Source organism: Streptomyces coeruleoprunus (assembly GCF_039542925.1).
GTDB classification, from domain to species: domain Bacteria; phylum Actinomycetota; class Actinomycetes; order Streptomycetales; family Streptomycetaceae; genus Streptomyces; species Streptomyces coeruleoprunus.
In genome coordinates this window covers 4,641,901-4,665,064 of the sequence record NZ_BAABIT010000001.1, presented here as the reverse complement: position 1 = coordinate 4,665,064, position 23,164 = coordinate 4,641,901, and the positions used below count along the sequence as shown (strand labels likewise).

19 protein-coding genes are annotated in these 23,164 nt (G+C 73.6%); 12 read left to right on the top strand and 7 right to left on the bottom strand.

Going from position 1 to position 23,164, the window contains the following annotated elements; genetic code table 11:
• Window positions 1-35 precede the first annotated feature (35 nt).
• The 3 genes from ABEB09_RS20850 to ABEB09_RS20840 are packed head-to-tail and all read left to right on the top strand — an operon-like array spanning window position 36 to window position 3,719.
• Window positions 36-1,442, top strand: coding sequence for an ABC transporter substrate-binding protein (locus ABEB09_RS20850; protein ID WP_380841296.1), 1,407 nt, complete (start codon window positions 36-38; stop codon window positions 1,440-1,442).
• A 40-nt stretch (window positions 1,443-1,482) separates the two neighbouring features.
• Window positions 1,483-2,766: a carbohydrate ABC transporter permease gene (locus ABEB09_RS20845; RefSeq protein ID WP_345694017.1), complete on the top strand. Its 1,284-nt coding sequence runs from the start codon at window positions 1,483-1,485 to the stop codon at window positions 2,764-2,766.
• Window positions 2,763-3,719 carry a carbohydrate ABC transporter permease gene (locus tag ABEB09_RS20840; protein WP_345691429.1) on the top strand — a complete coding sequence of 319 codons (957 nt, stop codon included), beginning with the start codon at window positions 2,763-2,765 and terminating at the stop codon, window positions 3,717-3,719. The genes ABEB09_RS20845 and ABEB09_RS20840 overlap by 4 nt, the downstream gene beginning before the upstream one ends.
• A 9-nt stretch (window positions 3,720-3,728) precedes the next feature.
• Here the strand turns inward: ABEB09_RS20840 and ABEB09_RS20835 are convergent, their stop codons facing one another.
• Complete coding sequence (locus tag ABEB09_RS20835) at window positions 3,729-4,199, bottom strand: MarR family winged helix-turn-helix transcriptional regulator (protein WP_345691428.1); 471 nt, start codon at window positions 4,197-4,199, stop codon at window positions 3,729-3,731.
• A gap of 60 nt (window positions 4,200-4,259) precedes the next feature.
• Here ABEB09_RS20835 and ABEB09_RS20830 point away from each other — a divergent pair, with 60 nt between their 5' ends.
• The 3 genes from ABEB09_RS20830 (at window position 4,260) to ABEB09_RS20820 (ending at window position 8,542) form a co-directional block, all read left to right on the top strand.
• Complete coding sequence (locus ABEB09_RS20830) at window positions 4,260-5,357, top strand: questin oxidase family protein (RefSeq protein WP_345691427.1); 1,098 nt, start codon at window positions 4,260-4,262, stop codon at window positions 5,355-5,357.
• 99 nt (window positions 5,358-5,456) lie between these two features.
• Window positions 5,457-6,086 carry a hypothetical protein gene (locus ABEB09_RS20825; protein WP_345694016.1) on the top strand — a complete coding sequence of 210 codons (630 nt, stop codon included), beginning with the start codon at window positions 5,457-5,459 and terminating at the stop codon, window positions 6,084-6,086.
• 188 nt (window positions 6,087-6,274) lie between these two features.
• On the top strand, window positions 6,275-8,542 hold the full coding sequence (locus tag ABEB09_RS20820; protein WP_345691426.1) for a bifunctional glycosyltransferase/CDP-glycerol:glycerophosphate glycerophosphotransferase: 2,268 nt from the start codon (window positions 6,275-6,277) through the stop codon (window positions 8,540-8,542).
• A 15-nt stretch (window positions 8,543-8,557) separates the two neighbouring features.
• Here the strand turns inward: ABEB09_RS20820 and ABEB09_RS20815 are convergent, their stop codons facing one another.
• Genes ABEB09_RS20815 through ABEB09_RS20800 form a run of 4 tightly spaced genes read right to left on the bottom strand, consistent with a single transcriptional unit; the run spans window position 8,558 to window position 15,416 of the window.
• Window positions 8,558-10,195 carry a glycosyltransferase gene (locus ABEB09_RS20815; RefSeq protein WP_345691425.1) on the bottom strand — a complete coding sequence of 546 codons (1,638 nt, stop codon included), beginning with the start codon at window positions 10,193-10,195 and terminating at the stop codon, window positions 8,558-8,560.
• Window positions 10,192-12,492, bottom strand: coding sequence for a CDP-glycerol glycerophosphotransferase family protein (locus ABEB09_RS20810; RefSeq protein WP_345691424.1), 2,301 nt, complete (start codon window positions 12,490-12,492; stop codon window positions 10,192-10,194). The genes ABEB09_RS20815 and ABEB09_RS20810 overlap by 4 nt, the downstream gene beginning before the upstream one ends.
• A 29-nt stretch (window positions 12,493-12,521) precedes the next feature.
• On the bottom strand, window positions 12,522-14,087 hold the full coding sequence (locus ABEB09_RS20805; protein ID WP_345691423.1) for a glycosyltransferase: 1,566 nt from the start codon (window positions 14,085-14,087) through the stop codon (window positions 12,522-12,524).
• A gap of 48 nt (window positions 14,088-14,135) precedes the next feature.
• Window positions 14,136-15,416 carry a glycosyltransferase family 39 protein gene (locus ABEB09_RS20800; protein WP_345691422.1) on the bottom strand — a complete coding sequence of 427 codons (1,281 nt, stop codon included), beginning with the start codon at window positions 15,414-15,416 and terminating at the stop codon, window positions 14,136-14,138.
• 237 nt (window positions 15,417-15,653) lie between these two features.
• On the opposite strand from ABEB09_RS20800, the gene ABEB09_RS20795 reads away from it, so the two are divergent.
• The 3 genes from ABEB09_RS20795 to rfbD are packed head-to-tail and all read left to right on the top strand — an operon-like array spanning window position 15,654 to window position 18,591.
• Complete coding sequence (locus ABEB09_RS20795) at window positions 15,654-16,721, top strand: glucose-1-phosphate thymidylyltransferase (protein ID WP_345691421.1); 1,068 nt, start codon at window positions 15,654-15,656, stop codon at window positions 16,719-16,721.
• Window positions 16,718-17,710, top strand: coding sequence for a dTDP-glucose 4,6-dehydratase (gene rfbB / locus ABEB09_RS20790; protein WP_345691420.1), 993 nt, complete (start codon window positions 16,718-16,720; stop codon window positions 17,708-17,710). Before ABEB09_RS20795 ends, rfbB begins: the two co-directional genes overlap by 4 nt.
• Entirely contained in the window at window positions 17,707-18,591 is an 885-nt protein-coding gene (rfbD, locus tag ABEB09_RS20785; protein WP_345691419.1) for a dTDP-4-dehydrorhamnose reductase, read from the top strand. Before rfbB ends, rfbD begins: the two co-directional genes overlap by 4 nt.
• On the opposite strand, the gene ABEB09_RS20780 is transcribed toward rfbD, so the two are convergent.
• Together ABEB09_RS20780 and ABEB09_RS20775 are read right to left on the bottom strand one after the other, a co-directional pair.
• A complete protein-coding gene (locus ABEB09_RS20780; RefSeq protein WP_345691418.1) occupies window positions 18,572-19,183 on the bottom strand; it encodes a dTDP-4-dehydrorhamnose 3,5-epimerase family protein in 612 nt (203 codons plus the stop codon). The two genes, rfbD and ABEB09_RS20780, sit on opposite strands and share 20 nt — an antisense overlap.
• A 101-nt stretch (window positions 19,184-19,284) precedes the next feature.
• The gene (locus tag ABEB09_RS20775) at window positions 19,285-19,893 is read right to left on the bottom strand and encodes a TetR/AcrR family transcriptional regulator (RefSeq protein WP_345691417.1); all 609 of its coding nucleotides are present in this window, start codon (window positions 19,891-19,893) and stop codon (window positions 19,285-19,287) included.
• 192 nt (window positions 19,894-20,085) lie between these two features.
• Between ABEB09_RS20775 and ABEB09_RS20770 the strand changes: the two genes are divergently transcribed.
• Genes ABEB09_RS20770 through ABEB09_RS20760 form a run of 3 tightly spaced genes read left to right on the top strand, consistent with a single transcriptional unit; the run spans window position 20,086 to window position 23,108 of the window.
• Window positions 20,086-21,036: an ABC transporter permease gene (locus ABEB09_RS20770; RefSeq protein WP_380841337.1), complete on the top strand. Its 951-nt coding sequence runs from the start codon at window positions 20,086-20,088 to the stop codon at window positions 21,034-21,036.
• Entirely contained in the window at window positions 21,029-21,841 is an 813-nt protein-coding gene (locus ABEB09_RS20765; RefSeq protein WP_345691416.1) for an ABC transporter ATP-binding protein, read from the top strand. The genes ABEB09_RS20770 and ABEB09_RS20765 overlap by 8 nt, the downstream gene beginning before the upstream one ends.
• A gap of 52 nt (window positions 21,842-21,893) precedes the next feature.
• Window positions 21,894-23,108: a glycosyltransferase family 87 protein gene (locus tag ABEB09_RS20760; RefSeq protein ID WP_345691415.1), complete on the top strand. Its 1,215-nt coding sequence runs from the start codon at window positions 21,894-21,896 to the stop codon at window positions 23,106-23,108.
• Window positions 23,109-23,164: the final 56 nt, after the last annotated feature.

Sequence of the window (23,164 nt, the reverse complement as noted above, 5' to 3'; positions counted from 1 at the left end):
CAAGGGACGACGCACGCGGGAGAGACGGGGCAGTGATGCGTACAGCTCTTCGCACAACCGTTCGCTCAACTCTGGTGGAGCGGCACGGCCGGAGGCAGCGCCGACGACGGACGGCGGTGGCCCTGGCGGCCGCCGGCGCCCTGGCGCTGACCCTCGCCGGATGCGGCGGCGACGACGGTCCGGAACCGATCAGGAACAGTCCCGGCGAACAGGCGCAGTCCGTCCGGTTACCGAAGCTGGACGGCCAGCAGCTCCAGGTGGTGGCCGTGTGGACGGGTCCGGAGCAGCAGGCCTTCACCAAGGTCCTGAAGGAGTTCGAGAAGCGCACGGGCGCGAAGGTGTCGTACGTCCCGACGCAGGACGCGATGCTCAACTACATCGGTACGAAGATCGCGGGCGGGGCGCCGCCGGACGTGGCGATGCTCCAGCAGGTCGGGGCCCTCCAGCAGGCGGTCGAGCGCAAGTGGGCGAAGCCGGCGGGCGCGGAGGTCAAGGCGCAGCTGGCGAAGAACTACGACAAGGGCTGGCAGGACCTGGGCGCGGTCGGCGGCACCCAGTACGGGGTGTACTTCAAGGCCGCCAACAAGTCGCTGATCTGGTACAACACCGCGGTCTTCGAGAACGCGGGCGTGTCGGAGCCGAAGAACTGGAAGGAGCTCCTGTCCACGGCGGAGACGATCTCGGCCTCCGGGGTGACGCCGGTGTCGGTCGGCGGCGCCGACGGCTGGACGCTGACGGACTGGTTCGAGAACGTCTACCTCTCGCAGGCGGGCCCGCAGAAGTACGACCAGCTGGCGAAGCACGAGATCAAGTGGACGGACCCGTCGGTGAAGCAGGCGCTGACGACGCTCGCGGAGCTGTTCGGGAAGCCGAACCTGATCGCGGGCGGGGCGGACGGCGCACTCCAGACGGAGTTCCCCGCGTCGGTGACGCAGACGTTCACGGGCGGCGACCAGCCCAAGGCGGCGATGGTGTTCGAGGGCGACTTCGTGTCCATCAACATCGCGCAGACGGACGCGAAGATCGGCACGGACGCGAAGGTGTTCCCCTTCCCGGCGGTCGGCGCGGAGGCGCCGGTCGTGACGGGCGGGGACGTGGCCGTGGCGCTGACGGACAAGCCGGCGGCGCAGGCGCTGCTGACGTTCCTGGCGTCGCCGGACGCGGCGGCGATCTGGGCAGGCGAGGGCGGCTTCGTGTCGCCCAACAAGTCGCTGGACGTGGCCGCGTACCCGAACGACGTGCAGCGGGACATCGCCAAGGCGCTGATCGCGGCGGGCGACGACTTCCGCTTCGACATGTCGGACCAGATGCCGCAGTCGTTCGGCGGGACGCCGGGCAAGGGCGAGTGGAAGGCGCTCCAGGACTTCCTGAAGAACCCGAAGGACATCGCGGGGACCCAGGCGCGGCTGGAGGCGGACGCGGCCAAGGCGTTCAAGAGCTGACGTCATGGCGGCCTCCCCTCCTCGCGTGCGGCGCGGGAGCGTGACGGGCACGCGCAAACTGGTCGCGGCGGCCTTCCTGCTGCCGGCGCTGGTGCTGCTCGGCGCGCTCGTGGTCTACCCGATCGGGTACTCGGTCCAGCGGTCGTTCTTCGACCAGCCGGGCACCGGCTTCGCCGGGTTCGACAACTACGTCGAGATCTTCACCGACGACACGATCCTGACCGCCGTGCGGAACAACGCGATCTGGGTGGTGGTGGCCCCGACGGTCGCCACCGCCCTGGGTCTGATCTTCGCGGTGCTGACGGAACGGGTGCGGTGGGGCACGGCGTTCAAGCTGATCGTCTTCATGCCGATGGCGATCTCGATGCTGGCCGCCGGGATCATCTTCCGGCTGGTGTACGAGCAGGACCCGGAGCGGGGCGTCGCCAACGCGGTGTGGGTGGGCGTCCACGACACGTTCGCCGAGTCCGCGGGCTACCCCAAGGCACGCCCGCTGCCCGTGCACCCGCTGGAGGCCGCGGGCGGCGGCGCGTTCATCACCAAGGAGCCGGTGCGCGTGGGCACCCCGGCGCGGCTGCCGCTGGTGGGTGTGGCGCAGGGGGACATGCCGTCCGACGCCCGTCCCGCGAAGGCCGCCCGGCCCGCGCCGGACGAGGTCACCGGCACGGCGTGGCTGGACTTCACCCGGGGCGGCGGCGGCCGGCCGAACGTCGTCGACGGCCGCGAACTGGGCCTGAAGGGCCTGAGGATCGAGGCGGTCGAGGACGGGAGAGTCGTGGCCACGGCGACGGCGGGCGAGGACGGCACGTTCACGCTGCCGGCCGCCGCGGACGGGGCCCGGCTGCGGCTGCCGGAGTCCAACTTCCGGGAGCCGTACAACGGCGTCGACTGGCTCGGCCCGGCGCTCGTCACGCCGGCCGTCATCGGCAGCTACGTGTGGATGTGGGCCGGCTTCGCGATGGTCCTCATCGCGGCCGGTCTCGCGGGCCTGCCGCGCGAGCTGCTGGAGGCGGCCCGCGTGGACGGCGCCAACGAGTGGCAGGTGTTCCGCCGGGTGACCGTGCCGCTCCTGGCACCGGTCCTGGTGGTCGTCCTGGTCACCCTGATGATCAACGTCCTGAAGATCTTCGACCTGGTCTTCATCATCGCGCCGGGCTCGGTCCAGGACGACGCGAACGTGCTGGCGCTCCAGCTGTACCGGTCGTCGTTCGGCACGGACGCCCATCTCGGCGTGGGCAGCGCGATCGCGGTGCTGCTCCTGCTGCTGGTGATCCCGGTGATGTACGTCAACATCCGCCGGATCCGAAGGGAGACGCGCCGATGACGACGACCCCACCGACGAACCCGCCGACGGATCCTCCGACGGACCCGCCGACGGCAACCCGTCCGGAGCCGGCGGCCGCCGCGCCCCCGGCGACCGTGCGGCGGCGGTCCCCGGCCGCCCGGATCGCGGCCCGGCTCGGCGGCGGGGCGGCGCAGGTCTTCCTGATCGCCGTCGCCCTGTTCTGGCTGATGCCGACGATCGGTCTGCTGCTCTCCTCGCTGCGGTCCCCCGCGGACATCAACTCCAGCGGCTGGTGGCGGGTCTTCACGGCGCCGGCCCAGCTCACGACGGACAACTACGCGGCGCTGCTGAGGAACGAGACCATCACGGACTCGCTGTGGTCCACCGTGCTGATCACGGTGCCGGCGACGGTGCTGGTCGTGGTGATCGGCTCGTTCGCCGGCTACGCGTTCGCGTGGATGGAGTTCCCGGGCCGCGACTGGTGGTTCCTGGCCGTGGTCGGGCTGCTGGTCGTGCCCGTGCAGGTGGCGCTGGTCCCGGTGTCGAAGCTGTTCGGCGCGATCGGCGTCTTCGAGACGACGCTCGGCGTGGTGCTCTTCCACACGGCGTTCGGCCTGCCCTTCGCCATCTTCCTGCTGCGGAACTTCTTCGCGGAGATCCCGCGTGAGTTGCTGGAGGCGGCGCGGCTCGACGGGGCGGGCGAGGTGCGGCTGTTCACCCGGGTGGTCATGCCGCTCGGCGGGCCGGCGATCGCCTCGCTCGGCATCTTCCAGTTCCTGTGGGTGTGGAACGACATGCTGATCGCCCTGATCTTCGCGGACTCGGACGCGCCGCCCATCACGGTGGCGCTCCAGCAGCAGGTGCGGCAGTTCGGCAACAACATCGACGTGCTCGCGCCTGGCGCGTTCGTGTCGATGGCGATCCCGCTGGCCGTGTTCTTCGCGTTCCAGCGGCAGTTCGTGTCGGGGGTGATGGCGGGCGCGGTGAAGTAGCGCGCCCGTTCACCGCTCCCCCTGCACCTCCCGCGCCCAAGCGGCGAGTCCCTTGACGAAGCCGTCCCGCTCGTCCGGCGAGAGCGTGTCGAGGGCCCGCAGCAGGGGCTCGCCCCGGCGGGCGGCGAAGGTTTCGAGGTGGCCGCGGTAGGGCGCGGCGACGGAGACGAGGACCCGGCGGCGGTTCGCCGGGTCCTCGGCGCGTTCGACGATGCCGGCGCGGCTGAGCGCGCCGACGAGTTCGCTGGCGGTGGGGACCGACACATGGAGCCGCCGGGCGATCCCGCCCACGGTGAGCGGCCCGTTGGCCAGCAGCTGCGGCAGTACGGCCCCGTGGCGGGCCGTCAGCCCGTGCGCCTCCATGGCGTCGCGCAGGGGCGCCGGCATCAACTCCCGTACGGCGCCGACGCGGAAGTACGGCTCCAGGAGCGGCAGCAGGCCGATGAGCCGGGTCTCGTCGGGCGTGGGGACGTGCGTCATACTGCCAGTGTAGACAGTTCGGCTTTCCAAACTATTCGGAACTCCGAAAGGTGTGGCCGCATGCCCTCGCTCAGCTACCTGGACGCCCTCAACGACGCCCTGGAACGGATGGACGACCTCGGATACGAGCGGGGGAAGGGGGTGGACGTCGCCAACCACGGCCCCATGGGCGCCGAGGCCCTGGCGCTGATGGGCCGGGCCGACGACGTCGCCGGCTGGGTACGCCGCTACCGCCGCGCCCTGGAGCACCACGAGCCGCCCGGCGCCCGGTTCGCCCTCGACCCGGCGGACGAGGCGTCCTGGCGGCCCGCGCTCGGGCGCTTCGACCGCGCCGGCGACTGGGAGCGGCTGTTCGCCCGCGAACTGTCCGACGCGCCCTGGCGCGACGTGCTGGCCCGCTGGTGGCCGCGCCTCCTGCCGGGCCTGTTCGCCGGGCTCACGCACGGCCTGATCCGCACGGCCCACGCCGTCCGGGGCCTGTACGCCGCGGCGAGCCCGACGCGGCTCCAGCTGACCGAGCTGGCCCGGGGCCTGGCGTACTGGGCCGCCCGGTACACCGAACTGCCGGGCGAGCCGCGGCTGGCCGGCCCCCACGGCGTGGCCTCCGCGATCGCCGCGCTCCCCCGCGTACCGGAGAAGCAGCCCCCGCCCCAGCGCCTGGCCCGACTGTCCCGGATCCCCGGGTACGCGGAGTCGCTGGACGGGCCCGCCCCCGAGCAGGCCGAGCGGCTGCTGAGCGAGATGACCGCCGAGTTCGCCGGGGTGTACCTCGCCCACCCGGAGCTGCCCCCGGTCCCCCTGATCCACGGCGTCACGGCCCCCGCCGCCGCCCGCCTCGTCCTGCCCCACCTGCCGCGGGAGCTGCACGCCCCGACGCTGGCCCGGCTGTGGCAGATCCAGGCGGCGATGCTGCTGGCCTTCACCACCGGCCCGGGCGCCGAGGCCGCGCCCCCGCCGGACGACGCCCCGGAACTCGCCGAGCTGACGGCGCGGGCCGTCGAACACGGCGACGAACACGTCGTCAAGTTCACCGAGGCGTGCCTGCGCGAGTACGCCCTGCGCCCCGACCCCCGCTTCCCGGCCGCCGCGCACGCCGCCCTGCTCCGGGTCCCGCGCCTGGACGACGGCGGCGGAGTGAGCACGGTCGTACGCCCCTGACGCCCACGCCCGGCCGTACGGGAACCGCCCGGCGGCCCGGCCGCGTCCCCACCCGTGCCTCCCCCTCCCCTCCGCCCCAAGAGGAGTCGCCCCATGGTCATGCAAGGCGGTACACCGGCCCCGGCGCGGCGAAGTTCCGGGTGTCTCTCGTCGCTGGTCGCCCTCGCCGTGGTCCTCGGCATCGGCTACGGCGCGTCCCGGTTCTTCGAGGACGACAAGACCACGCCCGCGCCCTCGAAGGGCGGCACGGCGAGTTCCTGGGCGGTGGGCGACTGCGGCGGGCCCGACCCCGGCGACCGCCCGGACGGCTACAAGGCGTTCGACTGCGACGACCCGGGGGCGACCTTCAAGGCGCTGGACGTGCAGAGTGCGAGCATCCTGCCCGACGCCGTCCAGTGCCCGCCCGGCACGGACCTCATCATCCAGGTCAAGGTGTCCTTCGGCGGCGACGCCAAGGACAGCGGCATCCCCAGCAAGACCGTCTGCGGGCGCAACCTGTCCGGCGAGCACCCGGGCGACCCCGGCGCGGGCGGCGGGCAGCTCGTCAAGGGCGACTGCGTGACCTCGACGGCGCAGGAGGTCGCGTGCGCCTCCGGGGGCTCGGACCGGTACAAGGTGCTGGGGCTCGTCAAGGACAAGGAGCAGTGCCCGGCCGGGACGACCGAGCCGATGGAGCTGACGCTGGCCATCGGCCGGCCGTACGACGTGATCTGCGGCGGCAAGGCGTAGCACCCCCGCCGACGGCGACGACGGCGGTGACACCGCGTCATCGACTGACGCGGCGTCAAGTTGTTGACACACCACTTCACCTGGACGGACACGGCCGTGATCCCGCGATACCGGGGTCACGCCCCGTGGTCGTCCCCCGTATGCCACGGGCCGCGTAACCCGGTCGGTCCATCGGACGTTCCCGGGCCATGCCCCGGTTCAGCGTCATCGTCCCCGCGTTCAACGTCCAGGCCTACCTGCACGCATGCCTGGAGTCGGTGCTCTCCCAGTCGTTCGAGGATCTCGAACTGATCGCCGTGGACGACTGCTCGCCCGACGGCAGCGGGGCGGTCATCGACGAGGTGGCCTCGCGCGACCGGCGGGTCGTCCCCGTGCACCTGCCCGAGAACACCGGCCTCGGCCCGGCGCGCAACGCCGGACTGGCCCGCGCCACCGGCGACTACGTGCTGTTCCTGGACGGCGACGACACCCTCGTACCGGGCTCCCTCCAGGCCGTCGCCGACCGGCTCAAGGAGACCGGCTCGCCCGACGTGCTGGTGTACGACCACGCCCGCACCTACTGGTCGGGGGAGGTCGTGCCCAACGAGTTCCGCCGGCACCTCACCGAGGCGGGGCCCGCGCCGTTCACGCTCGACGACCGGCCGGAGCTGCTGCGGGTGCTGATGGTCGTGTGGAACAAGGCGTACCGCAGGGACTTCCTGGAGCGGCGGGGGTTCTCCTTCCCGCCGGGGTTCTACGAGGACGCGCCCTGGACCTACCCGGTCCTGATGACGGCCGAGTCCATCGCCACGCTGGACCGGGTGTGCGTGCACTACCGGCAGCGCCGCACCGGCAGCATCCTGCGCACCACCAGCAGGCGGCACTTCGACATCTTCGACCAGTACGAGCGGCTGTTCGCGTTCCTCGACGCCCGGCCGGAACTGGCCCGCTGGCGCCCCCTGCTGTTCCGCCGCATGGCCGACCACTTCACCTCCGTCTTCACGGCGCGGGGCCGCCTCCCGAAGGGCACGCGCGCCGAGTTCTTCCGGCGCGCCCGCGCCCACTACCGCCGCTACCGCACCCCGGGCGCGACCCCGAAGTTCACCACCCGGCTGCGGCACGGCCTGGTGCGGCTGGGCGCCCACCGCGCGTTCCGCGCCATCACCGCGGCCCGCGCCCTGAAGTCCCGCACCGCGCAGCGCACCGGCACCGCCCTGCGCGGCCTCCACGCGGCGCTCCTCCAGGTCCACTACCGCGTCCAGCTGCGCCTGCCGCTGCGCGCCGACCGGGCCGTGTTCGGCGCCTACTGGAACCGCGGCTACGCGTGCAGCCCCGCCGCCCTGGAGGAGCGGGTGCGGGAGCTGGCCCCGCACATCCGCACCGCGTGGATCTGCGCACCCGAGCACGCGCACACGGTGCCGCCGGGGCCGCGCCGGCTGCGCCCCGGCTCGGCCGCCTACTGGACGGCGCTGGCCCGCTCCAAGTACCTGGTCAGCAACGTCAACCTGGACCGGCGGCTGGTCAAGCGCCCCGGCCAGGTGCTGGTCCAGACGCAGCACGGGACGCCGCTCAAGCACATGGGGCTCGACCTGCGGCACCGGCCGGCCGCGCGCGGCTCGCTGGACTTCGCCGAGCTGCTGCGCGCGATCGACAAGTGGGACTACCTGGTGTCCCCGAACCGGCACGCGACCCTGGTGTTCGAGCGGGTCTACCCGGCCGCGTACAGGACCCTGGAGTACGGCTACCCGCGCAACGACGTCTTCCATCGGGCCACCGCCCAGGACGTCGCCGCGCTGCGCACCGCGCTGGGCATCCCCGAGGGCCACACCGCGGTCCTGTACGCGCCGACCCACCGCGACTACCTCACGCCGCAGCCCCGCCTGCTCGACCTGGAGCGGGTCGCGCTCGCCCTCGGGCCGCGGTTCGTGATCCTCGCCCGCAGCCACCCCACGCACGGCGACCGCCTCGCGCTGCCCGAGCACCCGCGCGTCATCGACGTGTCGGCGCACCCGTCCGTCGAGGAGCTGTGCCTCGCGTCCGACGCGCTCGTCACCGACTACTCGTCCCTGATGTTCGACTACGCGGCGCTGGACCGGCCCATCGTGGTCCACACGGAGGACTGGGAGGCGTACGACGCGGCCCGGGGCACCTACTTCGACGTGCGGGCCTTCCCGCCGGGAGCGGTCGCCCGCAGCGAGGACGAGCTGATCGACATCTTCGCGACCGGGCACTGGCGGGGTTCGCGCTCCGCGCAGCTGCGGGCCGCGTTCCGGGCCCGGTTCTGCCCGTACGACGACGGCCGCGCCGCCGAGCGGGTGGTCCGCCAGGTGTTCCTCGGCGAGGACCCGGCGACGCTGCCGAGCGTCGTGCCCCTGGAGGACCGGTGCCCGGCCCCGGCGCCGGGGGGCCAGGACACCGCCGTGGTCGCCCAGCGGGCCGGCCACGAGGAGGGGTACCGGTCGGCTCCCGTCCTGTGAGGGCGGGCCGGCGACTCAGCCGCTGATCAGGGCCCGGGCCGCCGTGCGGACCGGGCCCCGCCGCACGACCGGGGCCAGCAGCCGGCCGGCCGCGCCGCGCGGCTCCCAGCGGATCTGGAGGCGGCCCGCGTCGCGGCCCTCCGGCTCGACCGTGACGCGGTGCCGGGCGGGGCCGGCCACCGTGAAGGGGGCCAGGTCCAGGGGGGCCAGCAGCACGCCGGTGTGGGCGCCGCGCCCGTCGGACAGCTCCAGGACCGGGTGGCGGACCCCGCGGAAGCCGTACAGGGGCAGTGCGGTGGCGGCCAGGTCCAGCCGTACGGTGCCCGCGAAGACGCCGCGCCCGGCCGGTTCGAGGAGCAGCCGCGTGGTGGTGCGGCGGCCCGCCGGGGCGAGGTGGAGGCGGGCGGGGACGGGCGCGAGGGGCAGCCGCAGGCCGGGGTCGTAGGTGCGGACGTCCAGGTCGGCCGTGGCACCGGGGCCCTGGGTGACGCGGACGGCCTCGTGGCGGAACCAGGCCGCGCCGAACGGGCAGTTCGCGAGGTCCAGGTCGCTCACGTCGAGGTCGCGGCGGGACCGGTCGCAGCCGGGGAGGGCGTCGCCCCAGTAGGCGCGGCCGCCGTCGGCGGTGACCCGGCGGGGGCCCGCCGGGTGGGCCAGGCCCCTCGCGGCGAGGCGCGCCTCCTCGTACCGCCCCTCGCGCAGGAGGCCCACGACGACGCGCAGGGCGCGGGGGATCCGGTCGAACGCGCCGGGCGCGAGACCGTCCACGTACGGGACGACCAGCGCGGCGAACTCGGCGATCCACGCGGGTTCCCGGTGGGGCAGGTCACCGGCGTACAGGCGCAGGTCGTGGGTGAGGAACTTGACGTCCTTCTCCTCGCGCAGCCAGGGCGGGACGCCCTGCCCGGCGAGGAACGCGTCGATGCGGCGGGCGATCTCGACGCGGTCGCGGACGTTGGCGACGAGGTGGCGCCGGTTGGAGATGGTCGCGCTGCCGGCGGGCGCGTGCGGGGCGTAGTACCAGCGGTAGACGGGCTCGGGGACGATCCGGAAGGCCCGGGCGAGGGTGTACGCCTGGGCGGAGAACAGCTGGTCCTCGTAGTGCAGGCCCTCGGGGAAGCGCAGGGCGTGCCGGTCCAGGAACTCGCGGCGGTACATCTTGTTCGTCGACAGCGGCTCGAACAGCAGCCGCGGGTCGTCCGCGAGGCCGCGCACCGTGCGGCGCCGGTCGAACAGCGACGGCATCCACAGGCCCTGCGCGCCGGTGTCGGTGCGGATCCGTTCGACCGCGCCCATCGTGAAGTCGACGTCGTCCTCGGCGTGCGCGGCCAGGTGCAGTTCGACGGCCTTCGGGGGCAGTTCGTCGTCGCTGTCGAGGAACATCACGTACGGGGCGCGGGCGATGTCGAGTGCGCGGTTGCGGGGTGCGCTGCATCCGCCGCTGTTGCGTTCCAGGCGGAGCACCCGGATGCGCCGGTCGCGGTCGGCGAGCGCGGCGGCCACCCGCGGGGTGTCGTCGGTGGAGTGGTCGTCGCTGATGACGATCTCCAGGGCGCGGTGGGTCTGGGCGCGTACGGAGGCGACGGCTCGGGGCAGCCGTGCGGCGTCGTCATGGACGATGACGACGACCGTGACGGCCGGGGCGGTGGTCATCGGCGGACGGCCTCCTGCGGCGTGGGGGCGGGGGTGCGACGGTCGAGGGGCAGCACGGGCGGCAGGCTCTCCTCGCCCTCGCCGAGGAAGACACGGCGAACGACGCGCTCGGCGGCGCGGCCGTCGTCGTACTGGCAGAAGCGGAGCCGGAAGTCGTGGCGCAGCTTGGCGGCGGCCTCGCCGCACCAGTCGCCGCCGCCGAGGATGTCGGCGAGTTCGGCCTGGTCGCGCGCGACGGGGCCGGGCGGTTCGGCGGTGAGGTCGAAGTAGACGCCCCGGGTGAGGGTGTACGTCTCCCAGTCGTCGGCGTGGATGACGACGGGCCGGTCGAGGTTGGCGTAGTCGAACATGACCGACGAGTAGTCGGTGACGAGGACGTCGGCGGCGAGCAGCAGCTTCTCGACGGGCTCGTAGCGGCCGACGTCGAGGATGCCCGGATGGTCCGGGACGGTGGGCCGGTCGGTGTGGAGGTAGTGGGCGCGGACCAGGAGCACGGTGTCGTCGCCGAGCTGCCGGGCGAGGCGGGGCAGGTCGAGGCGGGGCATCCAGCGGGTGTCGTAGTCGCGGTGGGTGGGGGCGTAGAGCACGGCCCGGGTGCCGGGCGCGATGCCCAGGGCGGCGCGGGCGGCGAGGACGTCGGCGGCGGTGGCCCGGTACAGGACGTCGTTGCGGGGATAGCCGTAGTCGAGGGAGCGGAAGCCCGAGGGGTAGGCGCGCTGCCAGGTCTCGGTGGAGTGGGTGTTGGCGGACAGGCTGTAGTCCCAGCGGTCGACGCGGGCCAGCAGCGCCTCGAAGTCGAGGCCCCGGGCGGCGGCCGGGTGGGCCTGCTGGTCCACGCCCATGCGCTTGAGGGGGGTGCCGTGGTGGGTCTGGAGGTGGACGGTGCCGGGCCGCTTGACCACCGCGTCGGGGAAGTTGACGTTGTTGACCAGGTACTTGGCGCGGGCCAGGACGTCCCAATAGCGGGCGGTGCCGGGCACGGCGTGGTCGGTGCCGGGCGGGAGCAGCGGTACGCGGTCGGGCTCGACGAGCCACACCTGACGGATGTCGGGGGCGAGTTCGCCCAGCTCGGCGGCGATGGCGGCGGGGTTGCAGTGGACGCCGCGGCCCCAGTACGCGGAGAAGACCGCGAGGTCCTCGTCGACGGGGCGGCGCAGGGCGCGGCGGTAGCGCTGGCGGGTGCGGGCGGCGGCGGCGCGCCGGGCCTGGCGGGCGGCGGTGGTGCGCAGGGCGCGCCGCCCGTCGTTGGCGATGCGCAGCAGCCGGTAGCACAGGTGCGCGTGGTGGCCGAGCAGCGCGTGCCGTACGCCGTCGAGGCCGCCGGGGCGGCGGTGCCCCTCGGGGCGGAACCGGTCCGTGTGGTCGGCCGCGCGGCGGAAGTACTCGGCGGCGTCGGCGTCCGGCAGCTCGTCGCGGCGGGCGAGCGTGCGCAGGTAGTCGCCGACCATGCGGTCGTACAGCCGGGCGCGCAGCGCGGGCGGGGCGGCCGTGGCGCCCGCCAGGTGGTGGAGCCGCTCGTACTGGCCGAAGGCCGCGAAATGCCGTTCGGGTCCGGCGGCGCGCCGCTGGGCGGGGCGTTCGTGGCGGTGGACGAGGGCGACGGTGTCGCAGCAGGCGATGCGCCGGGCGAGGAGCAGCGTGGCGTACGACAGGTACAGCTCGTCGTGGCCGTCGGTGCGGACCAGCTCGGGGTGGGCGGCAAGCAGCCCGGCGGCGATCAGCCGGTTGCCGAGGAGCGGGGCGACGTCGAGGAGGTCGGGGCGCCGGTCGAGGGTGGTGGCGGGGGCGCCGAAGCCGCGGTTGAGGAGGGCCGCGTCGTCCCCGGGCACGGCGTCGTCCCACCAGGTGGCCCGGTGGTGGTCGCAGAGCAGCACATCGGGCAGGGCGTCGGGCGGTCCGCCCGCGGGCGGACCGGCCGGCCCTTTCCCGGCCCGGCCGGCGCCGCCCTCCGCGGGGCGGTTCCCCGCCAGCCGGGCGAGACGTTCCGCCAAGGCCGCGACCGAGCCCTCCGGCAGCCGGTCCGAGGGGTGCAGGAACTGCACGTACGCGCCGGTGGCGGCGTCCAGGGCGGTGGCCCGGGCGGCGGCCGGGGAGGCGTCCGGCGGGACGGGCACCACGGTGAGGCGCGGGTCGCGCAGGGCGTGGGCCTCGGCCAGCGCGCGGGCCGGGGCGTCCCCGTCGGGCACGGCCACGACGGCGTCCAGGGCGGGGTGGGCCTGGCCGGTGACGCTGTCCAGGCAGGCGCGCAGGTGGGGCAGCGGGCCCCTGCCGGACACGATGACGCTGAGCTTGAGCATGGGGATGTGCGGTCCTTCGGGAAGGGGGCTCAGACGCCCACGCGCTCGGCGGGGCGCTCCGCGGGACGGTCGACCGGGACGAACTGGCGGTTGAGGACGTCCTGGACGTCGACGTGCTGTCCGGCGACGACGGTGCGCGCCGCGTGCGGGGTGAGCTGGGCGACGTACTGGTAGCCGAACAGGGTGGGGCGCAGCCGGGTCAGCAGCCGCGACAGGCGGCCGAGGGCCCTGGTGGGGAGGCCGCCGCCCAGCACGGTCCAGAAGGGGGCGCCGGTCGAGTCCAGCGACAGCACGTCGTAGCCGGCCGAGCGGACGGTGCGGCGCAGGCTGGCCCGGCTGAAGAAGCGCAGGTGCGTCTCGTCGAGGATGCCCCGCCGGTCGTAGTCGAACAGGCCGAGGGCGACGCGCAGCCGGGCGTACCAGTGGCCGATGTTCGGCACGGACAGCAGGACGCGCCCGTCGGGCCGCAGGACGTCGCGGAGCTGGGCGAGCAGCCGCTCGGGGCGGGAGAGGTGCTCGACGACGTCGCCGGCGACCACGTAGTCGTACCCGTCGCCGACCTCGTCGGGCAGGCCGTTCTCCAGGTCGGCGAGGAGGAAGCGGGAGCACCGGTCGCGTACGCCGTCGACCTCGACGACGTCGACGCCGGTGACCTCGTGGCCGAGGGCCTCCAGGCGCTCGGCGAACAGCCCGCCGGAGCAGCCGACGTCGAGGACGCGGCCGGGCGGCAGGGCGCGCAGCTGCTCGAGGATGACGGCGTGGGAGGAGCCGTCGCCCTCCTTGAAGGCGTACTGGACGGGCTTGGGGATCCAGTCGCAGGTGCCGAAGCCCTTCTTGGCGAGCCGGTAGGCGAGGACGTCCTTGACGACGTCCCGGGCGTAGCGCAGCCCGTTGACGTAGCAGATCTCGTCCCCGTAGTGGGTGGGGATGGGGATCTCCTTGATGCGCAGCCCGGCGTCGGCGAACTGGACGATGATCTGGGTGTCGAAGTCGAACGCGTCGGTGTTGCGCTGGATGGGCAGGCGGCGCAGGGCGTCGACGCGGTAGGCGCGGTAGCCGGAGTGGAACTCGCTGAGGTCCGAGCCGAGCAGCCGGTTCTCCAGGCGGGTCAGCACCCGGTTGCCGAGCCACTTGTAGAGGGGCATGCCGCCGCGCAGGGCGTCCCGGGGGTTCAGCATGCGGGAGCCGAACACGGCGTCGCACTCGTCGCGCTCCAGCGGGGCGACCAGCTCCGGCAGCAGTTCGGGGGCGTACTGGCCGTCGCCGTGGAGGAGGACCACGATGTCGAGGCCGCGCTCGGCGGCGAGGGCGTAGCCGGCCTTCTGGTTGCCGCCGTAGCCGAGGTTCTTGGTGTGCCGCATGACGACGGTCGGCGGGCGGCCGGGCCGCTGGGACCAGCGGCAGCCGGCGGCGAAGGTGGCGTCCTGGCTGGCGTCGTCGAGGATGAGGATCTCGGCGATCCTCGGCCCGAACTCGGCGGGGATCCGGTCGAGGGTCTTCTCCAGCGTCGACTCCGCGTTGTACGCCACCACGAGGATGCCGATCCTCGGGGTTCTCCGGCTCGGGCTCTGGCTCGGGCTCTGGCCTTCCGTCACGGGTGCTTCTCCACTCTTGCGGGGCAGGGGGACTGGCGGAGGGTCGGCTCAGTCGGCGGACGAGCCGGAGGAGGAGGCGCCGGAGGACGAGGAGGCGCCGGAGGACGCGGGGGACGCGGCGGACGGCTCCACCCGCGGCCGGGCGATGTCCACGTCGGCGGGCGCGGCCGTCCGCGCGGCGGTGAGGATCCGGCGGACGCCGGTGGCGACGCAGACGCCGAGCACGGCCCAGCCGAGCGCGCCGAACGCCATCTCCGTGTCGGTCCAGTGGACGGGCCGCTGCATCCCGTACACGGAGGTCGTCACGGAGCCGACGACGAGCGCGTACGCGAGGCCCTGCCACAGCCCGATGACGAAGAGCCCGGCGGCCGGCCAGGCCAGGTACTGCACGCCCGACGCCGTGGAGAGCAGCAGCAGCGAGCCCAGCGTGACGGCGACGGCCACGGGCGTGTCGGCCGGGCGCCGCCAGGCGAGCCACGCGCCGACGGAGACGATCGCGGCGATGATCAGGTAGTGGCCGTCCCCGCGGACCATGCCGATGTACCGCTCGGGCACCTCGGCCCAGCGGGCGAACTGGACCAGGCCCCAGAAGCTGAAGTTGCCGCCCGCGTATTCGAGGACGTTCGCCTTGAGCCCGGCCGGCACGGTCGCGATGACGGGCCCCCAGACGGCGGCGAACAGGGCCGTGAACCCGGCCGTGAACCGCAGCAGCGCCGGCCGTCCGGCGCGCCAGGCGGCCACGAACAGCAGCGGCACGGCGACGACGGGCACGAACTTGACGCTGATGCACAGCGCGGCGGCCACTCCGGCCGCGAGCGGCCTGCCCCGGTCCGTGAGGAGGTACGCGGCGGCGAACGCGAACATGACGGCGACCGAATCGGTGTTGCCGTGGTAACCGGACGTCGCCGCGAGGACCGGGCAGAGCGCCGCGCCGAGCGCGCACAGCGTCGCCGTCCGTACGGTGCCCCGGCGCCGGACGATTTCGAACACGAGAAGGACGGTGAGGAAATCGGCGAGACACGCCGGAAAGCGGATCATGGGAGGGAACGGCACCCCGAAACCCATGAGTTTCTCCATGCCGAGGAGCATCCAGCTGGCGAGCGGCGGATGGTTGTAGACCGGCAGGTGCGGCAGCGGCTCACCGTAGATCCGCACCGGTCCCGCCTGGGCGATGGCCTGTGCGAAACCCTGGAAGAACCGCACGTCGGCGGGGCCGCGGGTGGACGCCGCGAGGGCCATCTTCGCGAAGAACGCGAGCGCTGCGACGACCAGGACGATGATCCGGGCTTTCCGTACGTCCCAGGACAGAAACGACATTCGGACGTTCATGACCGATGAACGTAGCAATGCCCATGGCGGCATGCGAGGCACCGATTAACACACTTAAACCGCAATGGAGTTCCCTGGACGGGTGACTGGACGGGCGTTATGGCCGGTCGAGTGAATTCATGAATCACACGTATGGCCCACGGCGGGACGTAATTCGTGGCGCTCAACTGTCGTTCACAACCTGCCCCTTGTCGGTCAGGTCAGTCAGGTCAGTGAGATCGGTCAGGTTCAGATCCAGTGAAAGCACTCGTACTCTCCGGCGGGGCCGGTACCCGGCTTCGCCCGATCACCCACACGTCCGCCAAACAGCTCGTCCCGGTCGCCAACAAGCCGGTCCTCTTCTACGGCCTCGAATCGATCGCCGCCGCCGGAATCCGCGAGGTCGGGATCATCGTCGGCGACACCGCCCAGGAGATCCGCGCGGCGGTCGGCGACGGCTCCCGGTTCGGCCTGGACGTCACCTACATTCCGCAGCACGCGCCGCTCGGACTGGCGCACGCGGTGCTCATCGCGGGCGAATTCCTGGGGGAGGACGACTTCGTCATGTACCTCGGGGACAACTTCGTCGTCGGCGGCATCACGGACCTGGTGGAGGAGTTCCGCGCCACGCGGCCCGACGCGCAGATCCTGCTGACGAAGGTCGCCGACCCGCGCGCCTTCGGCGTCGCCGAGCTGGACGTGGACGGGCGGGTGGCGCGGCTCGAGGAGAAGCCGGCCGACCCGCGCAGCGACCTGGCGCTCGTCGGCGTCTACCTGTTCTCGCCGGCCGTGCACGAGGCGGTCCGGGCCATCCAGCCGTCGGCGCGCGGCGAGCTGGAGATCACGGACGCCCTGCAGTGGCTCATCGACGAGCGGCACACCGTCAAGTCGACGATCGTCTCCGGCTATTGGAAGGACACCGGGAACGTGGCGGACATGCTGGAGGTGAACCGGTCCGTCCTGGAGCTGCTCACCCCGCTCAACGAGGGCAGTGTGGACGACGCCACCGAGATCATCGGCCGGGTGCAGATCGGCAGCGGCGCCACCGTGCGCGGCTCGCGGATCGTCGGCCCGGTCGTCATCGGCGCCGGGACCGTCGTGGAGAACTCGTACATCGGCCCCTCCACCTCCATCGCGGAGAACTGCCGGGTGACCGACAGCGAGATCGAGTACTCCATCGTGCTCAGCGGCTCGTCGCTGCACGGCGTGGGGCGCGTGGAGGCGTCCCTGATCGGCCGTAACGTCGAGATCACCCCTGCCCCGCCCATCCCGGCCGCCCACCGCTTGGTGCTCGGCGATCACAGCAAGGTACAGATCTCCGCATGAACACCGTGAGGCGCATCCTGGTCACCGGCGGCGCCGGATTCATCGGCTCGCACTACGTCCGGACGCTGCTCGGTACTCCGGACGGGCCCGGCCGGGTCGAGGTCACCGTCCTCGACAAGCTCACGTACGCCGGCAACCCCGCCAACCTCGACCCCGTGCGGGACGACCGGCGCTTCGCCTTCGTCCGGGGCGACGTCCGGGACCCGGAACTCGTCGGCAAGCTGGTCTCCGAGCACGACGAGATCATGCACTTCGCGGCCGAGTCGCACGTCGACCGGTCCATCGCCGGCGCCGCCGACTTCGTCCTGACGAACGTGGTGGGCACGCAGACGCTGCTGGACGCGGCGCTGCGGCACGGCGTCCGCACGTTCGTGCAGATCTCCACGGACGAGGTGTACGGCTCGCTGGACTCCGGCTCGTGGACGGAGGAGGAGCCGGTGCGGCCCAACTCCCCGTACGCGGCGACGAAGGCGTCCGCCGACCTGCTGGCCCTGTCCTACCACCGCACGCACGGCCTCGACGTGCGGGTGACGCGCTGCTCGAACAACTACGGGCCGTACCAGTTCCCGGAGAAGGTCGTCCCGCTGTTCGTCACCCGGCTCCTGGACGGCGGCCGGGTGCCGCTGTACGGCGACGGCTCGCACGTCCGCGACTGGCTGCACGTCGACGACCACGTGGCGGGCGTCGAACTCGTCCGGACCAAGGGCCGGCCGGGCGCGGTCTACAACATCGGCGGCGGCACGGAGCTGTCCAACCGGCAGCTGACGGACTTCCTGCTGGCGGCGTGCGGCGCCGACTGGTCGCGCGTCGACCACGTGGCGGACCGCAAGGGCCACGACCGGCGCTATTCGGTGGACTGCGGCCTCATCCGCGACGAGCTGGGCTACCGGCCCGCCAAGGACTTCGCCACCGGCCTCGCCGAGACGGTCGCCTGGTACCGGGAGAACCGCGCCTGGTGGGAGCCCCTCCTGAGGCGGGCCGAGCGGTGAGGCGGGTACGGAAGCGGTGGCTGGTCACCGGGGCGGGCGGGCTCCTCGGCCGGGACGTCGTGGCCCGGCTGGGCCCGCGCGCGACCGGCCTCGACCGGCGGGCGCTGGACGTCACCGACCCGGTGGCGGTGCGGGCGGCGCTGACCGCGCACCGGCCGGCCGTGGTGGTCAACTGCGCGGCCTGGACGGCGGTCGACGAGGCCGAGTCGCGGGAGCGGGAGGCGCTGCTGGTCAACGGCACGGCGGTGCGGTACCTCGCGGAGGCCTGCGCCGAGGCGGGCTGTGTGCTGCTGCACGTGTCGACGGACTACGTCTTCGGCGGCGACGCGTGCGTGCCGTACACGGAGAGCGCGCTGCCCGGGCCGCGCACGGCGTACGGGCGGACGAAGCTGGTCGGCGAGCGGGCGGTCCTGGAGCTGCTGCCGGAGCGCGGCTACGTGGTGCGCACGGCGTGGCTGTACGGCGCGGGCGGGCCCAACTTCGTCCGGACGATGATCCGCACGGAGACGGCGCGGGACACCGTGGACGTGGTGGACGACCAGCGGGGCCAGCCGACGTGGAGCGCCGACCTGGCCGACCGGCTGCGCGCCCTGGGACGGGCGGCGCTGGCCGGGCGGGCGCCCGCGGGCGTGTACCACGGCACGAACGCGGGCGACGGTACGTGGTGCCAGCTGGCCCGGGAGTCGTTCCGGCTGCTGGGCGCGGACCCGGAGCGGGTACGGGCCACGTCCAGCACCCAGTTCCGGCGGCCCGCGGCGCGCCCCGCGTACAGCGTGCTGGGGCACGACCGCTGGCACGAGGCGGGGCTCGAACCGCTGCGGGACTGGCGGGAGGCGCTGGCGGCGGCGCTTCCCGCCCTGGTCAGCGCCGAGCGTAGGTGACCCCGCGCAGCGCGGCGTACCAGTCGCGGCACACCGCGTAGGACGGCAGCAGGCCCCCGCGCTCCGCCTCCGCGAGCGTGGGGGCCGCGGCGTCCCGCGCGGACAGGACGGGGGTCAGCCCGGCGGGCCAGTCGATGGCGAGGTCCGGGTCCAGGGGGTGCAGCGCGTGCTCGCGGGCCGGCGCGTAGCCGCGCGAGCAGAGGTAGACGACGGTGGCGTCGTCGGTGAGCGCCATGAAGGCGTGGCCGAGCCCCTCGGCGAGGTGCAGCGCCCGCCGCTCCCGGTCGTCGAGCCGCACGGCCTCCCAGGCCCGGTAGGTGGGCGAGCCGGTGCGGATGTCGACGACGACGTCGAGGACGGCGCCGCGTACGCAGGTGACGTACTTGGCCTGCCCCGGGGGAACGTCGGCGAAGTGGATGCCCCGCAGGGTGCCCCGCGCGGACACGGAGCAGTTCGCCTGGGCGAGGCCGAGGCCGTACCCCGCCGCCGCGGTCAGGTCGGGTGCCCGGAACCACTCGTGGAAACTGCCCCGGTCGTCCTCGAAGACCTCGGGCTCCCTGACCCACGCACCTTCGATGCTCAGCTCGCGCACTGTCGGCCCACCGTCCTTTCGTGTCGGCAGACTCAACCGATCGGGCGGCCCCGCGTCACCGAAGACACCTCCGATCGAGTGAATACGGGCCTTCGCGCGCCTCAGGATGTGAGCGCTGCGACGGCTGAGGCGGCCAGGTCGTCGAGGTAGCCCTCGGGCAGCGGGGAGCGCACCACGACGAGGCGCCAGTAGAGCGGCCCGACGATCAGGTCGAGGGCCCGCTCCGGGTCGGTGCCCTCGGGCAGCTCGCCGCGCTCCACGGCGGCCCGGACCACCTGGGCGGCGACGCCCTGCTGGCTGTCGAGCAGCGTCGCCCGGACGGCCTCGGCGATCTCGGGGTGCCGGGCGGCCTCCACCAGCAGGTCCGGGATGACCTGCGACGCGACCGGGTGGCGCAGCGCGTACGAGGCGACCTCCAGCAGGGCGCGCACGTCGCCGTACAGGGATCCGGTGGCGGGCGCGGGCAGGCCCTGGGCGGCGAACGCCGTGAGCAGGTCGAGGACCAGGGACAGCTTGGACTTCCAGCGCCGGTAGACGGCGGTCTTGCCGACGCCCGCGCGGCGGGCGATGCCCTCGATGGACATCCGGGCGAAGCCGACGGAGGCCAGCTCCTCGAAGACGGCCGCGCGGATCGCCTCCGTCACGTCCTCCCGGAGCACGGCGGCTCCCGCGGGGGTGCGGCGTGGGGTTCCGGGGGGCGGTGGCGTCATGCCCGGGATCATAGCGCCACACCCTCGTCACGACGGAACGGTTGCGTTCCGACGTGCCGCCGTCCTACCCTCCACGTAGCGACGATACGGATCCGTCCCGACGAAACCGGTGAACGGACGTCCGGGCCGGAGGAGGACCGAAGCCGTGGAAGTCGACGCAGTCCGAGGAAAGGCGACCCGCCGGTGAGTCCAGTGAGCACGATCGCGCCGCCCGCCGTACCGGCCTCCGCCCTGCCGGCGGACCCGGCGCCGGCCGAGCCGGAGGCCGTACCCGCCGAGGACCTGAGGGCCCTCGCCCTGCGCCACGGGCTGACCGTCAGCGGCTCACGGCCGTCGCTGCCCGCGTACGTGCGGCAGCTGTGGGACCGGCGCCACTTCATCGGCGCGTTCGCCACCGCCCGGCTCACCGCGCAGTACAGCCAGGCGAAGCTGGGCCAGCTGTGGCAGGTGATGACGCCGCTGCTGAACGCGGCGGTCTACTACTTCATCTTCGGCGTCCTCATGGACACCCGCAGCCATGTCGAGGACTTCGTCCCGTTCCTGGTCACGGGCGTGTTCATCTGGACCTTCACGTCCAGCTCGATCATGGCGGGCACCCGGGCCATCAGCGGCAACCTCGGCCTGGTGCGGGCGCTGCACTTCCCGCGCGCCGGCCTGCCCGTGTCGCTGGCGATCCAGCAGCTCCAGCAGCTGGCGTTCTCGCTCGCCGCCCTCGTGGTCATCCTGCTCTGCTTCGGGGTGCGCCCCGGGCTGTCCTGGCTGCTGGCCGTCCCGGCCCTGGCGCTCCAGTCGCTGTTCAACACGGGCGTGTCGCTGGTGATGGCACGGGTGGCCGCCCGTACGCCCGACGTCGCCCAGGTCATGCCGTTCGTGCTGCGGACCTGGATGTACGCGTCGGGCGTCATGTGGAGCATCCAGCACATCCTGGCGAGCAAGGACCTGCCGGCCGTCGTGCTCACGGCGCTCCAGTACAACCCGGCCGCCCTCTACATCGACCTCATGCGCTTCGCGCTCATCGACAGCTTCACCGGCGCCCAGCTGCCGGAGCACGTCTGGGCGGCCGCCGGGGCCTGGGCGCTCGTCGCCTTCGTCGGCGGGTTCATCTACTTCTGGCAGGCGGAGGAGACCTACGGCCGTGGCTGAGACACCCACGCACGACACGCGCACCGTCCCCACGGGTACGGACGAGCGCGTCCCGACCGTCGTCGTCGACGGCGTCCACATCACGTACACCGTCCAGGGGGCGACCAAGGCCAAGGGCGGCGGCGCCGGATCGGCGCTCGGCCGGATCCTCGGCCGCGGCAAGGCCGCGCCCGGCACCCGGACCGTGCACGCGGTCAAGGGCGTGAGCTTCGCCGCGTACAAGGGCGAGGCGATCGGCCTGATCGGCTCCAACGGCTCCGGCAAGTCCACGCTGCTGAAGGCCGTCGCGGGCCTCCTGCCGCCCAGCAAGGGGCGGATCTACACGCAGGGCCAGCCCAGCCTCCTCGGCGTCAACGCCGCGCTCATGGGCGACCTCACGGGCGAGCGCAACGTCGTCCTCGGCGGTCTCGCGATGGGCATGACCCGCGACGAGATCCGCACCCGCTACCAGGAGATCGTCGACTTCTCGGGGATCAACGAGAAGGGCGACTTCATCTCGCTGCCCATGCGGACCTACTCGTCCGGCATGGGGGCGCGGCTGCGGTTCTCCATCGCCGCCGCCAGGTCGCACGACGTCCTGCTGATCGACGAGGCCCTGGCCACCGGCGACGCCACGTTCCGCCGGCGCAGCCAGGAGCGCATCAACGAACTGCGCGCCGAGGCCGGCACCGTGTTCCTCGTCAGCCACAGCAACTCCACGATCCGGGAGACCTGCGACCGGGCGATCTGGCTGGAGGCCGGGCGGATGCTGATGGACGGCCCTTCGGCGGAAGTGATCGCCGCGTACGAGCGGCACACCAGCTGAAGCCCCGTCAAATGCCCTGACCGCAGGGCAGCCGTCATTAAAGTGCGCCGGGATGACGACCTACCGGCCCGGCGCACCGCACCGGCCGCCCCCGCCGCTCGCCGACCGGGGGCGCCGGCCGCGCCCGCTGCCGCTGACGGCCGTCTGGCTCCTCACGCGCGCCGGGATGCTCCTCCTGCTCCGGTACGACGACCTCGGCATCGGCGCCGTCGGCCTGGAGGTCCACGGGGTGTACCGGCGCTGGTACGACCAGCTCGCCGGCGGCTCCTTCCCGGCCGGGGACGTCACCTGGCAGTACCCGCCCGGCGCCGGACTCGTCGTCCTCTCCCCCGGCCTGCTGCCGTGGCTCACGTACTTCCAGGCGTTCGTGGCGCTGACGCTCCTCGCCGACGCCGCCGTCACCCTCCTCCTCGCCCGCGCGGGCGGCGGCGCCTGGCTGTGGACCGCGGGCCTGCCGCTGCTGCTCCACCTGCCCCTCGCCCGGTACGACGTCCAGGTCACCGCCCTGGCCGTCGCCGGGCTCCTCGCGGTGCGGGCGGGGCGGCCCCGCCTCGGCGGCGTCCTGGCCGGGCTGGGCACGCTGGTCAAGGTGTGGCCGGCGCTCACGCTGCTGGGCGCGCCGCCGGGGCGCACCACCCGGCGCGCGTGGACATCGGCGGCGCTGGCCGCGGCGGCGGGCCTGGCCGTGCCGGCCCTGGCCTTCCCGCACGCCCTGGACTTCCTGCGCCACCAGGGCGGGCGCGGGGTCCAGATCGAGTCGCTGGGCGGCACCGCCCTGATGGTGGCCCGCCTGGCGGGGTGGCCGGGCCGGGTCGAGTACCGGTACGGGGCCTTCGAGTTCACCGGACCGCAGGTGGCGGTGGTGGCGCAGCTGTCGCTGCTGCTGACCGTCGCCGCGCTCGGCTGGCTGGTGGCGTGGCGGGTGGGCGCGCGGCGGTGGACGGCGGCCACCGCGGCGGACGCGGCGCTCACGGCGGTGCTGCTGTTCACGGTGACCAGCCGGGTGATCAGCCCCCAGTACCTGGTGTGGCTGCTGGGGCTGGGCGCGGTCTGCCTGACGTCGCGGCACACGGTGCTGCGCCCGGTCGTGCTGCTCCTGCTGCCGGCGGCGGCGCTCAGCTCCCTGGCGTACCCGGTGCTGTACGTGGACCTGCTGCGGGTCACCCCGGCGGCCTGCGCGGTGATGGTGGCCCGCAACGGGCTGCTGGCCGCCGCCACGGTGCTGGCGTGCCGGCGCCTGTGGCGGGCGGCCCGCCGGGGGACGTGACGGGGCGCCCAACGGCAGACGTGACGGGGCGCCCGCCGTGGTCACGACGGGCGCCC

Coding starts and splice junctions, on each gene's coding strand:
- ABEB09_RS20775 (WP_345691417.1), bottom strand. CDS start 19,893: ATGACGCCACCGCCCCCCGGAACCCCACGCCGCACCCCCGCGGGAGCC.
- ABEB09_RS20835 (WP_345691428.1), bottom strand. CDS start 4,199: ATGACGCACGTCCCCACGCCCGACGAGACCCGGCTCATCGGCCTGCTG.
- rfbB (WP_345691420.1), top strand. CDS start 16,718: ATGAACACCGTGAGGCGCATCCTGGTCACCGGCGGCGCCGGATTCATC.
- ABEB09_RS20840 (WP_345691429.1), top strand. CDS start 2,763: ATGACGACGACCCCACCGACGAACCCGCCGACGGATCCTCCGACGGAC.
- ABEB09_RS20850 (WP_380841296.1), top strand. CDS start 36: ATGCGTACAGCTCTTCGCACAACCGTTCGCTCAACTCTGGTGGAGCGG.
- ABEB09_RS20810 (WP_345691424.1), bottom strand. CDS start 12,492: ATGCTCAAGCTCAGCGTCATCGTGTCCGGCAGGGGCCCGCTGCCCCAC.
- ABEB09_RS20800 (WP_345691422.1), bottom strand. CDS start 15,416: ATGAACGTCCGAATGTCGTTTCTGTCCTGGGACGTACGGAAAGCCCGG.
- ABEB09_RS20825 (WP_345694016.1), top strand. CDS start 5,457: ATGCAAGGCGGTACACCGGCCCCGGCGCGGCGAAGTTCCGGGTGTCTC.
- ABEB09_RS20815 (WP_345691425.1), bottom strand. CDS start 10,195: ATGACCACCGCCCCGGCCGTCACGGTCGTCGTCATCGTCCATGACGAC.
- ABEB09_RS20760 (WP_345691415.1), top strand. CDS start 21,894: ATGACGACCTACCGGCCCGGCGCACCGCACCGGCCGCCCCCGCCGCTC.
- ABEB09_RS20820 (WP_345691426.1), top strand. CDS start 6,275: ATGCCCCGGTTCAGCGTCATCGTCCCCGCGTTCAACGTCCAGGCCTAC.
- ABEB09_RS20830 (WP_345691427.1), top strand. CDS start 4,260: ATGCCCTCGCTCAGCTACCTGGACGCCCTCAACGACGCCCTGGAACGG.